This is a genomic window from Halalkalicoccus paucihalophilus (assembly GCF_001593955.1).
Classification (GTDB): Archaea; Halobacteriota; Halobacteria; order Halobacteriales; family Halalkalicoccaceae; genus Halalkalicoccus; species Halalkalicoccus paucihalophilus.
The window spans coordinates 130,108-147,737 of the sequence record NZ_LTAZ01000003.1; the positions used below are offsets into that span (position 1 = coordinate 130,108).

Here is a 17,630-nt window from a genome sequence, read left to right on the forward strand (position 1 = left end):
CAGGGCGGCGGATCGGGCCGTGTTCGTCCCTCCGTCGGCACCGGCATAAATATTACCAAGTTTAGTTTTTATAGAACAAGTATGATTGATATAGTTGGTGGCGAAGCGGGGCTCAACGAGCGCCGAGGGGAGGATCGAGTCCGGAGGACTCCCGCGAGAGAACCCACACACCGAACCGACGAGCCACCGCCACCCGAACCCGCGTTGAACCCCTCTATCGACCGATTAAAGTCCGGTTGGGAGAGAGACGGCTCAGTGATGGTCGAGGAACGAGGGCGGCGGCCAGGCGGGACCGAAGCGGAGCGGCTGATCGTTGTCGCCGGGAGCACCCGAACGGCGGGGGTCGAGGGGAGGGATGGACCGATCAGCGCCGCCGGGGCGGATCCCGAGGCGATGGCGACCACCCCGAGTGCGGACCTCGAGCTCCTCGAATACGGCGACGTGACCCGCGCCCCGACCGTACCGGTCAGTCCCACCGGCTGTCCGACCCCGGCGGTCCACACCCGCGCGATCCGCGAGTTGGTGGGTTTCGACGTGACACCGATGGACGCCGGACTCGAACGGGAGAGCGGCGCGCCGACCGTTTCGCTGGGCGAGGAGCCGGGCAGCGATATCCGGGACGAGGAACCGGTCGAAAACGCCCGCGAGCTGTTCGACACGGCAAAGGGGTTCGGCCGGTCGCTTCCCGATGCCGAACTCGCCATCGGCGAGACGATCCCCGGCGGGACGACGACCGCGATGGCGGTCTTGGGGGCGCTGGGCGAGCGGCCGGCCGTCTCCTCGTCGCTACCGGCGAACCCGCTTGCGCTCAAACGGAAGGTAGTGGACGACGCCCTTGCTTCGAGCGGGCTCGAACCCGGCGACGCCGCGGGCACACCGATAGAAGCGGTTCGGTGTGTCGGCGATCCCGTTTTGGCTGCGGTCGCGGGCCTGATCGTCGGGGCGACCGACGCCGGGATCGAGGTGACCCTCGCGGGCGGTACCCAGCTCGCGGCGGCCGCCGCGCTGGCGCGTCACGCGGGCGTCGAGGCACCGCTGCGGCTCGCGACCACCTCGTTCGTCGCCGAGGACGGGAGTGCCGGGATCGAGGCGCTGGCGACGGATCTCGATCTCGACCTTCAGGTGACTGACCCCGGATTCGATGGTCGAAACCACCCGGCGATGGCCGCCTACGCCGCCGGCGAGGCGAAGGAGGGCGTCGGGATGGGCGGGGCACTGTGGCTGGCCGAGCGCGATGGGGTTCCGATGGACGCGGTCCGCGAGCGGATCGAGACGGTCTACGACCGGCTCACTCGCTCGAAACGCTCGCTATCGCGGCCTTAGAACTCGGTTTCCGGTTCGGGAACGACGCCCTCGTCGTCGGCGAGCGCGTCGAACTCCTCGCGGAGTTCGCGGATCCGATCCCGGATGTCCGCCGCGAGCTCGAACTCCAGGTTGCTCGCGGCCTCGTTCATGCGCTCTTCGAGGGCCTGAATTCGCGCCTGTGCGGCCTCCGCGTCCTCGGGGGCGTCGCCGGTCACGCTCGAGGTGTCGGTCTTACTCCCCGGGAGGTTGGTCTCGCCGACCTCCTTGTCGATGGTTGTCGGCGTGTAGCCGTGCTCTTCGTTGTACTCGCGCTGGATCTCCCGGCGGCGCTGGGTCTCCTCGATGGCCTCGGCCATCGCGTCGGTCGTCTCGTCGGCGTACAGGACGACCTCGCCATCGGCGTTTCTCGCGGCCCGACCCATCGTCTGGATCAGGGTGGTCCGCGAGCGCAAGAATCCCTGCTGGTCGGCGTCCAGAATGGCGACCAAGGAGACCTCCGGGATGTCAAGCCCCTCACGCAGGAGGTTAATACCTACAAGAACGTCGAACTCGCCGAGTCGAAGTCCCCGGATGAGTTCGTGGCGTTCGAGGGTGTCGGTCTCGTCGTGCATGTACTCGACGCCCACGCCCGCGTTTTCGAGGTACTCGGTGAGGTCCTCTGCCATGCGCTTGGTAAGCGTCGTGACCAGCACCCGCTCGTCGCGCTCGACGCGCTCATCGATCCGGGCCATCAGGTCGTCGATCTGCTCCTGTGCGGACTGGACCGAAACGGCGGGATCCACGAGGTGCGTGGGCCTGACGATCTGTTCGACTATCTGCTCGCTGACCTCGCGTTCGTAATCGCCGGGTGTCGCCGAAACGTACAGGCGTTTTCCGACCCGTTCTTCGAACTCTTCGAAGGTCAGCGGGCGGTTGTCGTACGCCGTGGGAAGACGAAAGCCGTTCTCTACCAGCGAGTCCTTGCGCGATTTGTCGCCGGCGTACTGGCCCTTGATCTGCGGAATCGTCTGGTGGGATTCATCGATGACGGTGAGGAAGTCCTCTGGGAAGTAGTCGAGCAAGGTATAAGGAGCGTCGCCCGACTCGCGATCCGAGAGATACACCGAGTAGTTCTCGATGCCCGAACAGTAGCCCGTCTCGCGCATCATCTCGATGTCGAAGGTGGTGCGCTCCTCGATACGCTGGGCCGAGAGCATGTCGCCGTTTCGCTCGAAATAGCGGATCCGTTTTGCGAGGTCCTCCTCGATCTCGCTGATGGCGTTTTCCATGCGCTCTTCTGGGATCGAGTAGTGCTCCGCGGGGTGGATGAGGACGGCCGGCTCCTCGCTTTTGAGCTCGCCTTCGAGGGGGTCCAGTTTACTGAGCCGGTCGATCTCGTCGCCCCAGAACTCCACGCGCACGGCATACCGACCGTACATCGGGAAGACCTCGACGGTGTCGCCCCGAACCCGGAAGGTCCCCTGCGTGAAGTCCACGTCGTTGCGTTCGTAGTTCAGGTCGACGAGGCCCTTGAGCAGCTCGTCGCGGTCGATCCGCTGGCCCTGCTCCAGTTGGAGGCTCATGTCGACGTAATTGCGCGGGTCGCCCAACCCGTAGATGGCCGAGACCGAGGCGACGACGATCACGTCGTCGCGGGTGAGTAGCGAGCGGGTCGCGGAGTGACGAAGCCGGTCGATCTCGTCGTTGATCGAGGCGTCCTTGTCGATGTAGGTATCGGAGGCCTCGACGTAGGCCTCGGGCTGGTAGTAGTCGTAGTAGGAGACGAAGTACTCGACGGCGTTGTCCGGGAATAAATTTCTGAACTCCTCGTAGAGCTGGGCCGCGAGCGTCTTGTTATGGGCGATGACCAGAGTAGGAGTTTGAATGCCCTCGACGGTCCAGCTGACGGTATTGGTTTTGCCCGAACCCGTCACGCCCAAGAGGGTTTGGCGGTCCATTCCCGACTCGTAGCCCGAAACGAGCTGTTCGATCGCCTCGGGCTGATCTCCGGCCGGTTCGAAGGGAGCCTCGACGCGGAACGGCTTCTCGGCCTCCGGTCTGTCGGGCCGCAGTGGACCGGAACTGCTGTCGCTCATTGAGTGTGCAAGGGTCCGGAGCCACTTGATCCGCTCGCCTGCAGGGTGAAAGTGAACCGTCCCTCTGGACTCGATTACGACCGGTACCGGTCGCCTCAGGGGTAAAACACCTCAACTGCGGGACTCACGACGGGGTTAAGCTGTGCTATGATGTAACACAGTATATGGGAACAAGATGCACGCTCTGCCGGCATCGCTTCCCGGACTACACGCTACAGGAGTGGTGTGAGTGCGGGTGGTGTATGGACGAGAACTGCAAGCGCAATCACGAGCCGTTCTGCCCGGCCCACGGCGAAGACCGCTGGATCGGCACAGTCGAGTTCTGAGTCGGTTCAGTGGATCGATTTCCGGATTCATCTGCAAGCCGAATCCTCAACGGGGCCACGCGAATAGGCGTGGCCCTGAATGGCATTCGCGCTCGGTACCGGAGTCCTCCTCGCCCTCGCCGTCCTCTCGTTTCTCGGCGGGATCATCGTCTCGACGATTGGTCCCGGCGGGATCCTCATCGTCACCGGCCTGTACCTCCTGACGCCGCTTTCGAGCGCCGAGGTCGCGGGCACCTCCAGTGCGACGTTCGTCGTCGGCGCGATGCTCGGTAGCGCCGTCTACGCGCGCTCGGGCGAGATCGACTGGCGGGTCGCGGGCGTCGTGGGCGCCGCGGCCGCCGTCGGCACCTGGGTCGGCGTGCAGGCCAACGCTTACCTCTCGCGTGGGCTCTATGGACTGATTCTGGCCGCGATGCTCGCGGCGGTCGGACTCAACGTCCTCTATCGGGAGTACCGCGACCTCGAACCCCGTGTCGAGCTCGGGCGCGAGGGTCGGGATCTCCTCGCATTCGTCGTCATCGGCCTCGTGATCGGCGTCTTCGGCGGGCTGTTGGGGATCGGCGGGGCGGCGCTGTCCGCGCCGGCGCTCGTCCTCGTGGGCGTCCCGATGCTCGTGACCATCGCCGTCACGCAGGTCGTCGTCCTCGTTACCGCGCTGTTCACGACCGCGAACTACCTGCTGCTCGACACGGTCGTCACCCCGCTGGTGTTCCTGATTACGGCCGCCTACCTCGGGGGCGTCACGCTGGGCTGGTGGCTCGCTCACCGCATCGTCGCCGACCGGCTGAAGCTCGCGCTCGGGGTCGTCCTGCTGGGGCTGGCCGCGTCGCTCGTGATCTGACGGCCACCGTCGAACGGTCGTAATGATTATGCGACTAACAGCCGGAGAGCTGATAGATGAAGGTCACCGACGCGCTCGACGGCGCCCTCTCGACGCTGGTCGAAAAGCCCGCGGCGGTCCTGCCGGCGTACTTCGTCGGCTACGGCGCCGGTACGGCTGCGCGGACGATCCCCCTCGTCGGGCTCGTTCTCGCGTACCTCCTCCTGCTCGTCCAGGGCCGTCTCGCCCCGGTCGAGGAGGCGCTCGCGGCGACCGACTTCGACGCGCTCGCGGAGGCGACGGACGACCCGGCGACCGCCGATCCCGCCGCCCTCCCGACCGAACAGTTGGACGAGGCGCTCGCGGGCCTCGTTACGCCGGGCGTCGTGGCGGTCCTCGGCCTCTCGATCCTGCTGGGACTCGCCGTCTGGATCCTCGTCGGTGCCGCCTTCCACGCCGGACAGATCCATACGGTGTACGCCGCCCTCGAAGGTAGAACGCCCGTCGAGTCGGGGGTGACGGGCGCGATTCGGGACACGAAGTCGTTCGTCGGACTTCGAGTACTCGAGTACGGCCTCCTTTTCGTCGCGAGCCTCGTCTACGGGCTCGTCGTCTTCGTCGCGAGTGCGGTCTACGCGGCCGATCAGGGGATCGGGCTGTTCGTCGCGGTCGGGGCCGCACTGCTGGCCCCGGTGTGGCTGCTCTCGCTTCTCGTGATCGCCGCCGCCTTCGTCTTCGCGCCGCAGGCGGTGGTCGTCGACCGTGGAGGGGCCATCGAGGGGCTCAAACGGAGCGTGGGGTTCCTCCGGCGACGACCGGGCGCGTTCGCCGTCTACGTGGTGATCGCGATCGGGATCTCGGCCGCGATCGGCGGCGCGACCGCCCTCCTCTCGGTTCTCGGCGTCTCGAACGTCGTCTCGGTGCTCTCGTTGCTGTTCGTCACACCCTTTCTCCACCTCCTGAAGACGGCCATCTACGCCGAGGGCGAGCGGATCGACACCCGCCCGCTGCTCTCGGACAAGGGTCGCGGGGTCCGGGCGCGACTCCGGGACGGCTGGGAGAAAAGCACGGGGTCGCTGTGGTCGTTTGCCGTCTCGACGACGGGACTCGCGCTGACGGCGGCGAGCCTCGCGCTGTTCGGTCTCGGCACCCTCGGGGGCTATCTCGCGGTCGGCGGGTTCGCGATCGGGACGGGCGAGATCGCGGATCCCGCCGCCGTGTTCGGAGCGGTCCCGCTCGATATCTTCGTCATGATCGCGGTGAACAACTGGCTGGTCGCGCTCGGCCAGACGTTCGCGGGGCTCGCGCTCGGGATCCCGACCGCGGTCAACCTGCTCTTTAACGGCGCGGTCGTCGGGATCGTCGCCGGGATCAGTAGCGATCTACTCGTGGTGGCCGCACTGGTCGTCCCCCACGGGATCGTCGAAATCCCCGCACTGGCGGTCTCGGGCGCGATCGGCCTTCACCTCGGGCACGTCGGCTGGCGGCGCTTTCGAGGCACGATCGACGACGCGGCGCTCGCGGCGGAGATCCGCACGGCTTTCTGGGTGATGGTCGGACTCGCGCTCGTATTCGTGGTCGCCTCGTTCGTCGAGGCGTTTCTCACCCCACGGATCGCGGGCTGGCTGCTGTGACTCCAGCCGAAGCGAAGGGGTTGTGAACCTCACACACTAGTTTTATCATGGATAATAACTATCGAGTAAAATCGGTGTACGGATCGGTCTTTCCAGCGGGGAGGATGGCGTTGGCCGCCGAGATCCCGTTCGATGGCTCGCCCGCCCTCGAACGACTCGGATGATAGAGGTACGTTTCGGGTGGAGCTACGGGACGACACCCACGGTGAGAAGCGTGCCGTAGGTTCGATAGCGCTCGACCATTTCTTCCCTGTCCTCCCAGTCGTCGGTCGGAAACGCGCTCTCATCGGGGATCTCGATCTCGCGGTCGGGGATGGCGTCCTGTTCGGCGACGTGAAAGCCCGCCTCTCGAAAGGCCTCGCGGTACTGGGCACGCGACCAGCGGGTCATCTCGACGGCGATGTCCTCCTGCCACCCGTGGGAATGGACGTTCTCCTCGTAGTAGTTGACCGCACAGAAGAACGTGCCGCCCGGCCGGAGGATCCGGGCGAGCTCTGGGAGCGTGTGGTGGGGGTCGCTCGCGTAGTAAAAGGCCTCCATCGAGAAGACGTGGTCGACGCTGTCGGAAGCGAGCGGGAGCGAGTCGAAGTCGCCGATCAGGAACGAAATCGAGGAATCGTCGGTGTACGAGCGGGCGTTTCGCGCCATCTCGGGCGAGCCGTCCAACCCGTAGCCCCGGCCCGCGCCCTTGGTGTCACGGAGCGCACGGAGCGCATACCCCGAGCCGGTCCCGAGGTCGAAGACGGTATCGCCCTCCTCGACGGGCATGCGGGCCAGCGCGTGTTTCGCGGTGTGCCAGTGGCGCTCCTCCATCCCCCTGTCCCGGCCCTCGGCGGCCCACTCGTCGAACTCCTCGCGAACGCTCATACGGGGTGATCGGGTGGCGACGACAAAACCGGTTCGAAACGGACGGCTAGATCACGACCGACGCGACCCCGAAGAGGAGCAACACCCCGACGATGTCACAGACGTTCGTGACCAGCGGAATGGTGGTGTCGTCGGGGTCATACCCCAGCCGGAACGATCCCCACACCGAGAGCAGACTGAGGACGACCACGAGGACCGCGAGCGCCATCCCACTGACCATCGAGATCGTGAGCACCGCGAGGAGCGCCAGATCCCCGCCCAGCACCCGCCCGATCGCCCACGCCGCGATCCCGACCACGAGAAACACCGTCGCCGCGAGCCCGAGGATCGCGAGCGTGTTCGCACGGACGTCAGGGTTCGAGGGGTCGAGCTCGAACGTTCCGAGGTGGAGCTGGGTCGACAGGCGCGCGCACATGATCGAGGCGAGGTTGCCAGCGGTGCCGATCTGGACGGGGACGAGCACGAGGAGCGCGGGATAGGCGAGCAGGGTCTCCTCGAAGGCCTGGAGGACCGACCCTGAGACCATCTGGAGCACCGACAGCACCGCGAGTAGGGGGAGCATCGTCGTGACGATCGTCCGGGTCGCCCACTGATCGAGCGGGTCGTCATCCTCGCCGAACAGCCCCTCGTAGAGCTCGTCGAGTCGGTCACTCATCGCCGAGAGGTCGTCGCCGAACGTCACAGGAACCACCCGACGATCAGGACCCCCACGAGCAAGAAGAACACGCCGAAGACGTCTCCCAGCGTCGTCACGAGCGGGCCGATCAGGTTGTCCGGGTCGAACCCGCGGCGGTAGCCGACGAAGACGACGCTCACGAGCACCGAGAGCATAAGCAGCGCGCTCAGAAAGCCGGCGATCAGCATGATACCGACGAGCTGGAGCAGGCTCCCCTCTCGGCCCGAGACCACGAGCACGAGAAACGCCACACACGCGATGAACACGGAGACGGCCATGCCGTTGATGAAGGAGGCGACGACCGCGTTGACGAGGCGCTCGTCGGCCTCGAACCGGGGTTCGATCACGCCCTGGTGGAGCCCGCTCGAGAGGCGCGCACCCAGCGAGCCGTAGACGCTGCCGCGGGTCGCGAGAAACGCCGGGAGCAGGAGCAAGAGCCCGGGGACGCTCTCGATACCCGCACGCATCGTCTCGCTACCGAGGATCGTCCCGGCGAACAGTCCGGCCACGAGGCTGACCAGAATGACCGGCAGCGCGCTCCGGTAGACCTCAAGTGCCGTGTCGTGGGGCATCGTTCCGTTCGGTAGGTGTCGTCACTGGTAGAAAAAGAACCCGGCAGAACCGGACGGGAAGAGCGCGATGCGGGACGGATCCCCCGAGATCCACCTACGCTTAAGTCGATCCGTCGGGTGGCCCCAGTATGGACTACAGGCTGGCGATCGAAGGGGCACCCGAGACGGTTCCGGGCGGAACCGGCGTCCTCCTCCTGCATCCGAGCACCGGCGAGACCGACCGGATCGACACCGACTTCCTCGCGACCGACACCGACCACTTCCTCGTCATCTCGACCCGAACGACCGCCCGCGAGGTCGAGCAGAAACTCGACTACTACGACGTCGACGAGTCGCGCGCGGTGATCCTCGACACCCTCTCGGTCGAACGGGGCTACTCGCGGCGAAGCGGCGAGAAGGTCCACTACGTCTCGGCCCCCCACGACCTGAAGGGGATCCTCGCACAGGCCCGGAACTTCCTCGAATCCCACGACGGAAAGCTCCGGATCACGGTCGATTCGGTCACGGAACTCGCCTACTACGCCGACGAGGACGCGGTCTACGACGCGATGGGCGAACTGCTCTCGCTCCTCGAAGAGTACGACGCCATCGGCCTCTTTCACCTCTCACAGGAGGTCCACGACGAGGAGACCACGCAGAAGTACATCGAGTTGTTCGACGGCACCATCGACCTCAAGGTCGACGGCAGCGTCAACTGCGAGTTCTGAACCGGACCGCGTCGAGCTATAGTGGTCGTCGAGGGCGAACGGTGTGTGAACCGTTTCAACGACTGCTATCGTCGTCCCCTTCGACCGCATCGAACGTCTTTTCGACCCACCGTACCGCGAAGGGTGCGCCGTGGTCGCGATACGCCTTCGTATCGAGCGCGCCGAAGGGCGCGGGAAGGTCGAGGCCGTGTTTGATCGCGCTGCAGGCGAGTTCGGTCGCCTCCGCGAAATCGAGTTCGTTCGTAGCGATCAGCGAGGGGAGCTCCCCGATCCGGCCTTCGAGGCGCTCGCCGGCGTCGACCCACGCGTCGTACAGGGTGGGTTCCTCGCCGTCCCAGCCCGCGAAGACCTCGCGGGTGGAAAGCCCGCGCCACCCCGCAAAGAGGGCCGTGGCGACCTGATAGGTGGCGTTGGGACCGAGTCCCGTCGCTCTGGCGAGGGCGGGATATGCCTCCTCGAAGAATCCAAGAAACTGTTCGGGGACGTCGAGCCCGACCTCGACGAGCGCCTCGGCGATCAGGAAGTCGACGAACCCCTCGGGGACTCCTTCGATCCGTGCCTTGACGAAACAGAGCGGCGGCGCCGTCTGCGTGGTCCACGCGATGCTTCCGGCTCCGGGAGTGCCGACGACGAGGTCCGAACCGGCGTACCGCCGGAGGATCGCGGGGGCGTCTTCAGGGAGCCACTCGTCGGGGTGGCTCGTCGGCGAAACGTCCTCGACGATGAGGGCGAGATCGTCGAGGGCCTCCCGAGGGAGAGTCTCGAAATCCCCGTCGCAGTCGAGCACCAGCGCGTCCGGAGCGTGTTTCTCACGCACGCGCGAGAGGGCGGGCGAGAGCGGCCGCTCCTCGAACCTCATACGAGGAACGCGTAGTACGCGATCAACGCGAACGACAGGACCACCGAAATCGCGATCGTTCCGACCACGACCTTCGTAGCTTGGCTCATACCGATCGAATCGCCGTCCCGGCGTATAAAGGTGAACATCCGAACCTCCGGGACTCCGTGACGACCACACCCCGTCTTCGGGTGGAACGAACCGCCGATATCGGCGGTTCGTCAGTGATTCTAGACGTGTTGCAGGCGAAACGAAGGGGTTATCACTCAGTTGAAGGTATCGGTGCTGTCAGTTCTCGGGGCCGCGCCGGAACGATTCGGGTACTTCAATGACGTACCGGCCGTTCTCCTGGAGCGCGATGATGAACTCCTCGCGCTTGTAGAGTTCCATCAGGTTGAGTTCGTACTGACCGTGATCGACGATCCGGATACTCTCGAACTGGTCGTTCAGTTCCTCTCGAAGCTGTGAGAGGTCCGGTCTGTCGTCGGCGTCGGGTTCGGATGCGGGTTCGCTTGCGGCCTCCGACAGTTCGTCGGCGTCGACGACCGACGAGCGGGCGTCCGCCTGCGCGCGGTCCTCGCGGTCGGGTGTGCCGCTCGACGCCGGTCGTTCATCCGACGGTTCGGGGGTCGGATCGGGCTCCGACTCCGGTTCGTCGGGCCGTCTCGCCCCCTCGGGGAGGAACTGGAACTTGTTGCCGCCACACTCCGGACAGCCCGAAAGCATCTCCTTCGAGCCGTCCTCGAAGGAGTGGCCACATTCCGTACACTGGTGGGGCACGGTTACTCTCGTGAGACGAGCGCGCTGATGAGCGTCTCGTCCTTGTGAAGGGTTTCGATCTGGTTGGCCGGCCCGATCACGGTCAGCTTCTTCGTCTCCCCTTTCCCTATCAACCGCCCCAGAAAGCCGGCGTCCTTGGTCCCGGACTTGGGGTAGGTCTCGATCTCGATGCCGTTGAAACCATCGGGATTGATCTCGCTCATCGTCACCTCGATCAGTCTCGACTCCTCCTCGGGGGTCAGGCCCTCCTCTAGGATGACGATGTTGCCCTCGTGAACCCCGTCGAGGATCATCCGTATCTTCTCCATGCTCGCGAGCGAGTCCATGCGCTCGCCGCTGATGAGGTCGATCTGCACCCCGTTTCCGTCCGAGCCGGTTATCTCTGCCATTCGATCACCCGAAGTACTCCGCGATCTTGTCGTAGACTTCGTCCATGTTCTGCCCTTCGAGCGCCGACAGCTCGACGGTCTCGTGCTGTGGGAAGGCATTCTCGATGCGTGTGACGTTCGACTCCTCCAGATCGATCTTGTTCGCGAAAATGAGGACGGGAAGGTTCTGGCTCTCGATGATCCCGACCAGCATGGTATTCACTTGGGTGAAGGGGTCGTCCGTCGAATCGAGCACGTAGATAACGCCGTCGACGTCCTCACGCAGCCAGTGCATCGCCTCGGCGACACCCTCGGTCGCCTCCCGGGAGCGACGAACGGCGTCTTCTTCTTCCATGTCGTACTCGAGGAACTCGTTGTAGTCGACCTTCGTCGTCACCCCGGGGGTGTCGACGATGTCGATCGAGACCGACTGGCCGTTGCGCTTGATCTCGACGTTTTCCTTCCGGCGGGCGCGTCGGGTCTCGTGTGGTACGTGACTCTCCGGGCCGATGGCGTCGCCGGTCCAGTCACGGGCGATTCTGTTCGCGAGTGTCGTCTTACCCGCGTTCGGCGGGCCGTAGATACCGATCCGCTTCTGGGTATCGGTAGCGAAGAGCCGGTCTGCCGCGCGTGAGATACTATCTTTGATATCTGTGAACAGTCCCATCCTGTCCTCCCGCGCCAGACGGCGCGTCCATGCGCGTAGACGAGTAGTCAGGGCTACTTAAGCCTGCGTCAGACATCCATACGATAGATTATACGAACGGGGAAACGCCGGTAGCGGACGGCGAGCGTGTCGTATCAAGACGGATGAACGAGTACAGCCTGATTACCGTCCGGCTCGGGAAGAGTAAAGTCGCCGAGTCGGAACACCCCCACCCCTTCGTTTCGACTGGAGAGCGTCGAACGACCGGGACCCAATTCGAGAGCGAGTTAGATTCCACTAGTAACAAGTCTCTAGACAAGAATATACTCTCCCTTAATAATTGCTGCTACTGCAGTACGGGTTTGGTTGTTTTTGCTACCTCTTAGTGATTCCCCTTTACTAGAGCCCTTTCCGAGGGGGACCCTTCTCTTACCGGTTCCACCTGAAACGAAGGGGTGGGGGGGATTGGTGAGAAATATCGAAGAATCAACCTTTCTTCGTTTCCCGATTGGTTCACGAACGGAAAGACAGTTTTAAGGCCCACTGTAACCTTGGGTTCGTCTGCACTACCTCTCGCCCGTTGGTCGTTTGAAACCCCTCGAATCGGTTGTTTCGGGCGGTTTTGGCGTCAAATCGGGCGTTCGAGCGGTAACTCCACTTGAAACAAGGGGGTTCGCGGACGAGGCGCGCACGACCCATGACAGCGAATGACTCACCAAGCGAGGACGGAACACCCAACGAGGAGCGAGACCAGTCGTTCGCCGTCGACGTCGAGGACGTCCTCGAGGACGGAATGCTCGATGAGACGGATTCGGGCTCGCAGGGGCTGTTCGACGACCTCCTTTCGGGCGAACCGATCTTCGAGAACAAGGAGGTGCTTCGCCCCTCCTATACCCCACACGAACTCCCGCATCGCTCGGATCAGATCAACAAGATGGCGACGATCCTCGTCGCCGCGCTCAGGGGTGAAACCCCTTCGAACATCCTCATCTACGGGAAGACGGGGACGGGAAAGACCGCGAGCGCGAAGTTCGTCAGCCAGGAGCTAGAACAGACCTCCAAGAAGTACGACGTCCCCTGTGAGGTCGAGTACATCAACTGCGAGGTGACCGACACCCAGTACCGCGTGCTCGCCCAGCTCGCGAACAAGTTCATCGAGCAGAACGAGGCCCACGTCGAACGCCGTCTCTCGGATCTCGCCGACCTCCGCGAGGCCGTCGAGGAGGGTGTGACTGCAGCCGAAGCGACCCCCTTCGAGGATATCGGGGGGATCGACTCGCGGGTCGACGAACTCGAAGGCGAACTCGAGGACATGGAGCCGGTGCCGATGACCGGCTGGCCCACTGACCGGGTGTACAAAGAGTTCTTCGAGGCCGTCGACTACCGCGAGCGCGTAGTGGTCATCATGCTCGACGAGATCGATAAGCTCGTCGAGAAATCGGGCGACGACACCCTCTATAACCTCTCGCGGATGAACTCCGAACTCGATAATTCAAGAGTGTCGATCATGGGCATCTCGAACGACCTCAAATTCACGGACTTCCTCGATCCTCGCGTGAAATCTTCGCTGGGCGAGGAGGAAATCGTCTTCCCGCCCTACGACGCGAACCAGCTCAGGGACATCCTACAGCACCGCGCGGATATCGCCTTCGAGGACGCCGCGCTGACCGACGACGTGATCCCCCTCTGTGCTGCGTTCGCCGCCCAGGAACACGGCGACGCCCGCCGGGCGCTCGACCTGCTTCGAACCGCGGGCGAGCTCGCAGAGCGCAGCCAGTCCGAGCACGTCGACGAGAGCCACGTCCGCAAGGCCCAGGACAAGATCGAACTCGACAGGGTCGTCGAAGTGGTACGGACGCTTCCGACCCAGTCGAAACTCGTCCTCTTTTCGATCATCCTCCTCGAGAAGAATGGCGTTCACAACGTCAACACCGGCGAGGTGTTCAACATCTACAAACGCCTCTGTGAGGAGGTCGACGCAGACGTGCTGACCCAACGGCGGGTCACCGACCTGATCAGCGAACTCGACATGCTCGGGATCGTCAACGCCATCGTCGTCTCGAAGGGGCGATACGGCAGGACGAAGGAGATCAGCCTCTCGGTTCCGATCGAGGAGACCGAAGCGGTCCTGCTCGCGGACTCACGGCTCTCGGAGATCGAGGAGATCCAGCCGTTCGTGCAGGCCCGGTTCGACAATTGACGCCCTCGACCCGTGTCGCGTCGTCCTCCCGGCGGGCTATGCGACTACGGGATCGACCCACTCTACGGGCTCGGTCGATCCGCCCGGGGTCGGCGATTCCACTGGAACCGGCGTCGTCTCGAGCATTACCTGTGGAGCCCCGCCGGCGGCGAGTTCCGCGAGTTGCAGTCGGACCCAGCCCAGCCACGGGATCCGGATCTCGGCGGTGCCGATCACCCACTCCTCCTGGACGGGTCCACTCAGTCCGCGGGCCTGGTCGTAGCGCTGGTTCGTCACCTCGTTGTCGCCCTTGGTGATGAACCCGGCGTTGGGGGCCGGGCAGTTCCTGAGTTCCTCACAGTTCTCGGCATCGCCCACGTAGTCGGGGTTCGCCCGGTCGTACCAGTTCTCGCCGTCCTCGACCCAGAAGTGCGCTCGGTGGATGATCGGTACCTGCCTGTCGTTGCCGTTGGGCTCGTAGACTATCACGTCGCCGTAATCGCCGAACATCGTGTACCCCACTTCTCGGCCCGTCTCGTGGGTCACGACGCCGGTATCGCCGTGGGCGGCGTCCTCGATGAACCGGTCGTTGTCGGTGATGAAGACCAGATCGTTCGTCTGCATGTGTGGCTCCATGCTGCCGCTCTCGATGGCGACCATCGGCGGCCAGACGCCCGAAAGCGAAAACAACAGCAGACCGACCAGGAGGACCGCACCGACGCTGACGAGGAACTCGCGGACGACCATCGCGCTGCCGCGATCGACCGTCCAGAACCAGTGAAGCCAGCCACGAACCGTCTGGGGACGGTCCTCGGCCCGTCCCGTCCGTGCCGACTCCTCGGAGGGCGAGCGACCGTCGCCGGGGGAACTCATTGTCCTTGTTACTCCGGGTTCGGGTTTCAACCTTCTGGGTTTTCGGCACGCTTTTGACGGCGCTCCGACTATCGGAGGGGTGTGCCGGGAGAGACGGACAGACGGATCATCACCGAACTCGCCGCCCGCGGCTACAACGCCGACCGCGAGGCCGTGACCCTGCTCGCGAGCGAAGCGGACCCCGACGATGCACTCGAGCGCGCCGTCGAGGCCGCACCCCCCGATGCATTCAAGATCACCGGCGAACACCTCCGAGAAGTCTTCGAGGCTGACGCCCGGGACTCACCGCGGGACCCGACCGCCGAGACTCCCGATTCGACCTCGAACACCGACCCCTCGATTTCTCCTGCAGAACTCGAAGACCGAACGACGGATAGCGCTGATACTTCTCCATCCGAAACGGTGGGTGACGATCCGACCCGTACCACGGACGAACGGGTCCCGACCGATCCCGAACACCGGTTCGTCGAGATCGTCGGCGACATCACCGGACAGAGCACGGGCACCGGCGAATACTCGGACTTCGTGACGGTCTTTCGCGATCGCTACGAGCGCCTCGCCGGCAAACTCCGCGGACGGATCAATCACCGGCCCGCCGACGCGATCCAGACGATGCCCGGCGGGGGCGACGCCGAGATGATCGGGATGGTAAACGACATCCGCTCGACGGCGGGCGGCCACTGGCTGATCGAACTCGAGGACACCACCGGCGTGTTCCCCTGTCTCGTGATGAAGGACCGCGAGATCGCGGAGCTGGTCGGCGAGATCGTCTACGACGAGGTGATCGCGGTTCGGGGAACGCTCGCCGACGACGCGGGCATCCTCTTCACCGACGAGATCTTCTTCCCCGACGTCCCCCATACCCATCAGCCGACCACCGCCGACAGACATGTCCAGGCCGCGCTCATCTCGGACGTCCACGTGGGCAGTCAGGAGTTCGCCGAAGAGGCCTGGAGCCGCTTCGCCGACTGGCTTCACACCGCCGAGGCCCAACACGTCGAGTACCTGCTGCTCGCGGGCGACATGGTCGAGGGCGTCGGCGTCTATCCGAACCAGGACGAGGAGCTCTCGATCGTCGACATCTACGAGCAGTACGAGGCGTTCGCGGAATACCTAAAGGAGGTCCCCGGCGATCTGGAGATCGTCATGATCCCCGGGAACCACGACGCGGTACGGCTGGCCGAACCCCAGCCCGCCTTCGACGAGGAGCTTCGGGAGATCATGAGCGCACACGACGCCCGCATCACGGGCAACCCCTCGACTGTCACGATCGAGGGCGTGTCCGTGTTGATGTACCACGGGATGAGTCTGGACGAGATCATCGCGGACCTCCCCGAGGAAAAGGCGAGCTACGATAACCCCGAAAAAGCGATGTACCACCTGCTGAAGAAGCGCCACGTCGCGCCCAAATACGGCGGGAAGATGCGGATCGCGCCCGAGGAACACGACTACTTGGTGATCGACGACGTACCCGACGTCTTCCATACGGGTCACGTCCACAAGCTCGGGTTCGGCACGTATCACAACGTGACCGCGATCAACAGCGGCTGTTGGCAGGAACAGACCGAGTTCCAGAAGAGCGTCAACATCGACCCCGACGTGGGCTACGCGCCGATCGTGGACCTCGATACGCTCGACGTCACCGCCCGGAAGTTCACCTGAGAACGGGACCGCAGTGGGCGAACCGCCGGTGCCGGGTCGGGCAATTCTGCCCCGGATGAGTAGGGTTATCTGTCCGCTTTTGTTATTCTCCGGCATGATCGCGACACACGCGGGTGAGGGCGAATGCGCGTCGTAGCGAAGTTCGGCGGGACGAGTCTGGGAAGCGGTGACCGGATCAACCGCGCCGCGGACTCGATCGCGAGTGCGGTCGAGGGCGGCCACGAGATCGCGGTCGTCGCAAGCGCGATGGGCTCGACCACCGACGACCTCCTCGACGACATCACCTTCGAGACCGACGAGGCCGACAGGGCCGAGATCGTCAGCATGGGCGAGCGCACCTCCGTCCGGATGTTGAAGGCCGCGCTGGCCTCCCGGGGCGTGAACGCGGTCTTCGTCGAACCCGGCAAAGAGGAGTGGCCGATCGTCACCGACGAGTACGGCGAGGTCGATGTCGAGGAGACCCGCCGGCGTGCCAGAGAGCTCGCCGCCGACCTCGATGGGGTCGTCCCCGTCATCACCGGTTTCCTCGCCGAAACTCGTGAGGGGAGCGTCACCACCCTCGGACGCGGCGGGAGCGACACCACCGCCGTCATGCTGGGCAAGTACATGGACGCCGACGAGGTCGTGATCGTCACCGACGTCGAGGGCGTCATGACGGGCGACCCCTCCGTGGTCGAGGGCGCGCGAAACGTCGGCGAAATAAGCGTCGACGAACTCCGCAACCTCTCGTTTCGTGGTGCGGAGGTCGTCGCGCCCTCGGCGCTCTCGTATAAGGACGGCCGGATGGGCGTCCGGGTCGTCCACTACCAGCACGGCGACCTCCTCACGGGGGGAACGAGCATCGAGGGCGAGTTCGAGAACCTCGTGGACATGCGAGAAGAACCGCTCGCCTGTGTGACCATCGCGGGACGGGCGATCAGGAACCGTCCGGGGATCCTTTCGGACCTCTCGACCCCACTCGCCGAACAGGGGATCAACCTCGACGCGGTCGCAAGCGGGATGGATTCGGTCACCTTCTACGTCGACACCGCCGCCGCAGAGGAGACCGAGGCGATCCTCCACGAGGCCGTCATCGAGGACGACTCCCTTTCGAGTGTGACTCTCGAGGGCGACTTCGCGGTCATTCGTGTGACGGGCGGGGAACTACCCAACCAGTCGGGGATCATCCAGGAGGTGATCACGCCGGTCGCAGAGCAGAATATCACGGTCCACGACGTGATCACCAGCGCGACGAGCGTCGCCGTCTTCGTCCCGTGGGCCGACCGCGAGCGGACCCTCGAAGTGCTCCAGAAGGCGTTCTAA

The 17,630-nt window shown here is 64.6% G+C and carries 18 protein-coding genes; 8 read left to right on the forward strand and 10 right to left on the reverse strand.

Features of this window, described 5'->3' with window-relative positions; all coding sequences use genetic code 11:
- The first annotated feature begins 258 nt into the window (after positions 1-258).
- On the forward strand, positions 259-1,323 hold the full coding sequence (locus HAPAU_RS04215; RefSeq protein WP_066380005.1) for a nicotinate-nucleotide--dimethylbenzimidazole phosphoribosyltransferase: 1,065 nt from the start codon (positions 259-261) through the stop codon (positions 1,321-1,323).
- Here HAPAU_RS04215 and uvrB read toward each other — a convergent pair.
- Positions 1,320-3,380: an excinuclease ABC subunit UvrB gene (uvrB, locus tag HAPAU_RS04220; RefSeq protein ID WP_066380008.1), complete on the reverse strand. Its 2,061-nt coding sequence runs from the start codon at positions 3,378-3,380 to the stop codon at positions 1,320-1,322. The two genes, HAPAU_RS04215 and uvrB, sit on opposite strands and share 4 nt — an antisense overlap.
- A gap of 164 nt (positions 3,381-3,544) precedes the next feature.
- Between uvrB and HAPAU_RS20830 the strand changes: the two genes are divergently transcribed.
- The 3 genes from HAPAU_RS20830 to HAPAU_RS04230 all read left to right on the forward strand — a co-directional run bounded on the left by HAPAU_RS20830 (position 3,545) and on the right by HAPAU_RS04230 (position 6,160).
- Positions 3,545-3,706, forward strand: a complete 162-nt coding sequence (locus HAPAU_RS20830) for a hypothetical protein (protein WP_157078416.1) — start codon at positions 3,545-3,547, stop codon at positions 3,704-3,706.
- 79 nt (positions 3,707-3,785) lie between these two features.
- Positions 3,786-4,547 carry a sulfite exporter TauE/SafE family protein gene (locus tag HAPAU_RS04225; protein ID WP_066380010.1) on the forward strand — a complete coding sequence of 254 codons (762 nt, stop codon included), beginning with the start codon at positions 3,786-3,788 and terminating at the stop codon, positions 4,545-4,547.
- A 56-nt stretch (positions 4,548-4,603) separates the two neighbouring features.
- The gene (locus HAPAU_RS04230; protein WP_066380012.1) at positions 4,604-6,160 is read left to right on the forward strand and encodes a stage II sporulation protein M; all 1,557 of its coding nucleotides are present in this window, start codon (positions 4,604-4,606) and stop codon (positions 6,158-6,160) included.
- A 186-nt stretch (positions 6,161-6,346) separates the two neighbouring features.
- Here HAPAU_RS04230 and HAPAU_RS04235 read toward each other — a convergent pair whose 3' ends face one another.
- From HAPAU_RS04235 to HAPAU_RS04245, 3 genes are all read right to left on the reverse strand, one after another.
- Positions 6,347-7,027 (reverse strand): class I SAM-dependent methyltransferase, encoded by a 681-nt coding sequence (locus HAPAU_RS04235; RefSeq protein WP_066380014.1) that lies wholly within the window; start codon positions 7,025-7,027, stop codon positions 6,347-6,349.
- 46 nt (positions 7,028-7,073) lie between these two features.
- Entirely contained in the window at positions 7,074-7,589 is a 516-nt protein-coding gene (locus HAPAU_RS04240) for a magnesium transporter (RefSeq protein ID WP_368085874.1), read from the reverse strand.
- 116 nt (positions 7,590-7,705) lie between these two features.
- Positions 7,706-8,275, reverse strand: coding sequence for a magnesium transporter (locus HAPAU_RS04245; protein ID WP_066380015.1), 570 nt, complete (start codon positions 8,273-8,275; stop codon positions 7,706-7,708).
- 128 nt (positions 8,276-8,403) lie between these two features.
- Here HAPAU_RS04245 and HAPAU_RS04250 point away from each other — a divergent pair, with 128 nt between their 5' ends.
- Positions 8,404-8,982 carry a DUF7090 family protein gene (locus tag HAPAU_RS04250; protein ID WP_066380018.1) on the forward strand — a complete coding sequence of 193 codons (579 nt, stop codon included), beginning with the start codon at positions 8,404-8,406 and terminating at the stop codon, positions 8,980-8,982.
- Between the two features lie 55 nt (positions 8,983-9,037).
- Here HAPAU_RS04250 and HAPAU_RS04255 read toward each other — a convergent pair whose 3' ends face one another.
- From HAPAU_RS04255 to HAPAU_RS04270, 5 genes are all read right to left on the reverse strand, one after another.
- Positions 9,038-9,841: a DUF7089 family protein gene (locus HAPAU_RS04255; RefSeq protein WP_066380020.1), complete on the reverse strand. Its 804-nt coding sequence runs from the start codon at positions 9,839-9,841 to the stop codon at positions 9,038-9,040.
- The gene (locus tag HAPAU_RS20835) at positions 9,838-9,930 is read right to left on the reverse strand and encodes an adenosine deaminase (RefSeq protein ID WP_157078417.1); all 93 of its coding nucleotides are present in this window, start codon (positions 9,928-9,930) and stop codon (positions 9,838-9,840) included. Before HAPAU_RS20835 ends, HAPAU_RS04255 begins: the two co-directional genes overlap by 4 nt.
- 178 nt (positions 9,931-10,108) lie before the next feature.
- Positions 10,109-10,600 carry a Zn-ribbon domain-containing protein gene (locus HAPAU_RS04260; RefSeq protein ID WP_084383663.1) on the reverse strand — a complete coding sequence of 164 codons (492 nt, stop codon included), beginning with the start codon at positions 10,598-10,600 and terminating at the stop codon, positions 10,109-10,111.
- 2 nt (positions 10,601-10,602) lie between these two features.
- Entirely contained in the window at positions 10,603-10,989 is a 387-nt protein-coding gene (locus HAPAU_RS04265; RefSeq protein WP_066380022.1) for a DUF2073 domain-containing protein, read from the reverse strand.
- A 4-nt stretch (positions 10,990-10,993) separates the two neighbouring features.
- Positions 10,994-11,635 carry an Era-like GTP-binding protein gene (locus tag HAPAU_RS04270; protein ID WP_066380027.1) on the reverse strand — a complete coding sequence of 214 codons (642 nt, stop codon included), beginning with the start codon at positions 11,633-11,635 and terminating at the stop codon, positions 10,994-10,996.
- 676 nt (positions 11,636-12,311) lie between these two features.
- Here HAPAU_RS04270 and HAPAU_RS04275 point away from each other — a divergent pair.
- On the forward strand, positions 12,312-13,814 hold the full coding sequence (locus tag HAPAU_RS04275) for a Cdc6/Cdc18 family protein (RefSeq protein WP_066380029.1): 1,503 nt from the start codon (positions 12,312-12,314) through the stop codon (positions 13,812-13,814).
- A 36-nt stretch (positions 13,815-13,850) separates the two neighbouring features.
- On the opposite strand, the gene HAPAU_RS04280 is transcribed toward HAPAU_RS04275, so the two are convergent.
- Positions 13,851-14,666: a S26 family signal peptidase gene (locus tag HAPAU_RS04280; protein WP_245634027.1), complete on the reverse strand. Its 816-nt coding sequence runs from the start codon at positions 14,664-14,666 to the stop codon at positions 13,851-13,853.
- Between the two features lie 81 nt (positions 14,667-14,747).
- On the opposite strand from HAPAU_RS04280, the gene HAPAU_RS04285 reads away from it, so the two are divergent.
- Positions 14,748-16,328 (forward strand): DNA-directed DNA polymerase II small subunit, encoded by a 1,581-nt coding sequence (locus HAPAU_RS04285; protein ID WP_066380031.1) that lies wholly within the window; start codon positions 14,748-14,750, stop codon positions 16,326-16,328.
- A gap of 123 nt (positions 16,329-16,451) precedes the next feature.
- Positions 16,452-17,630: an aspartate kinase gene (locus HAPAU_RS04290; protein ID WP_066380033.1), complete on the forward strand. Its 1,179-nt coding sequence runs from the start codon at positions 16,452-16,454 to the stop codon at positions 17,628-17,630.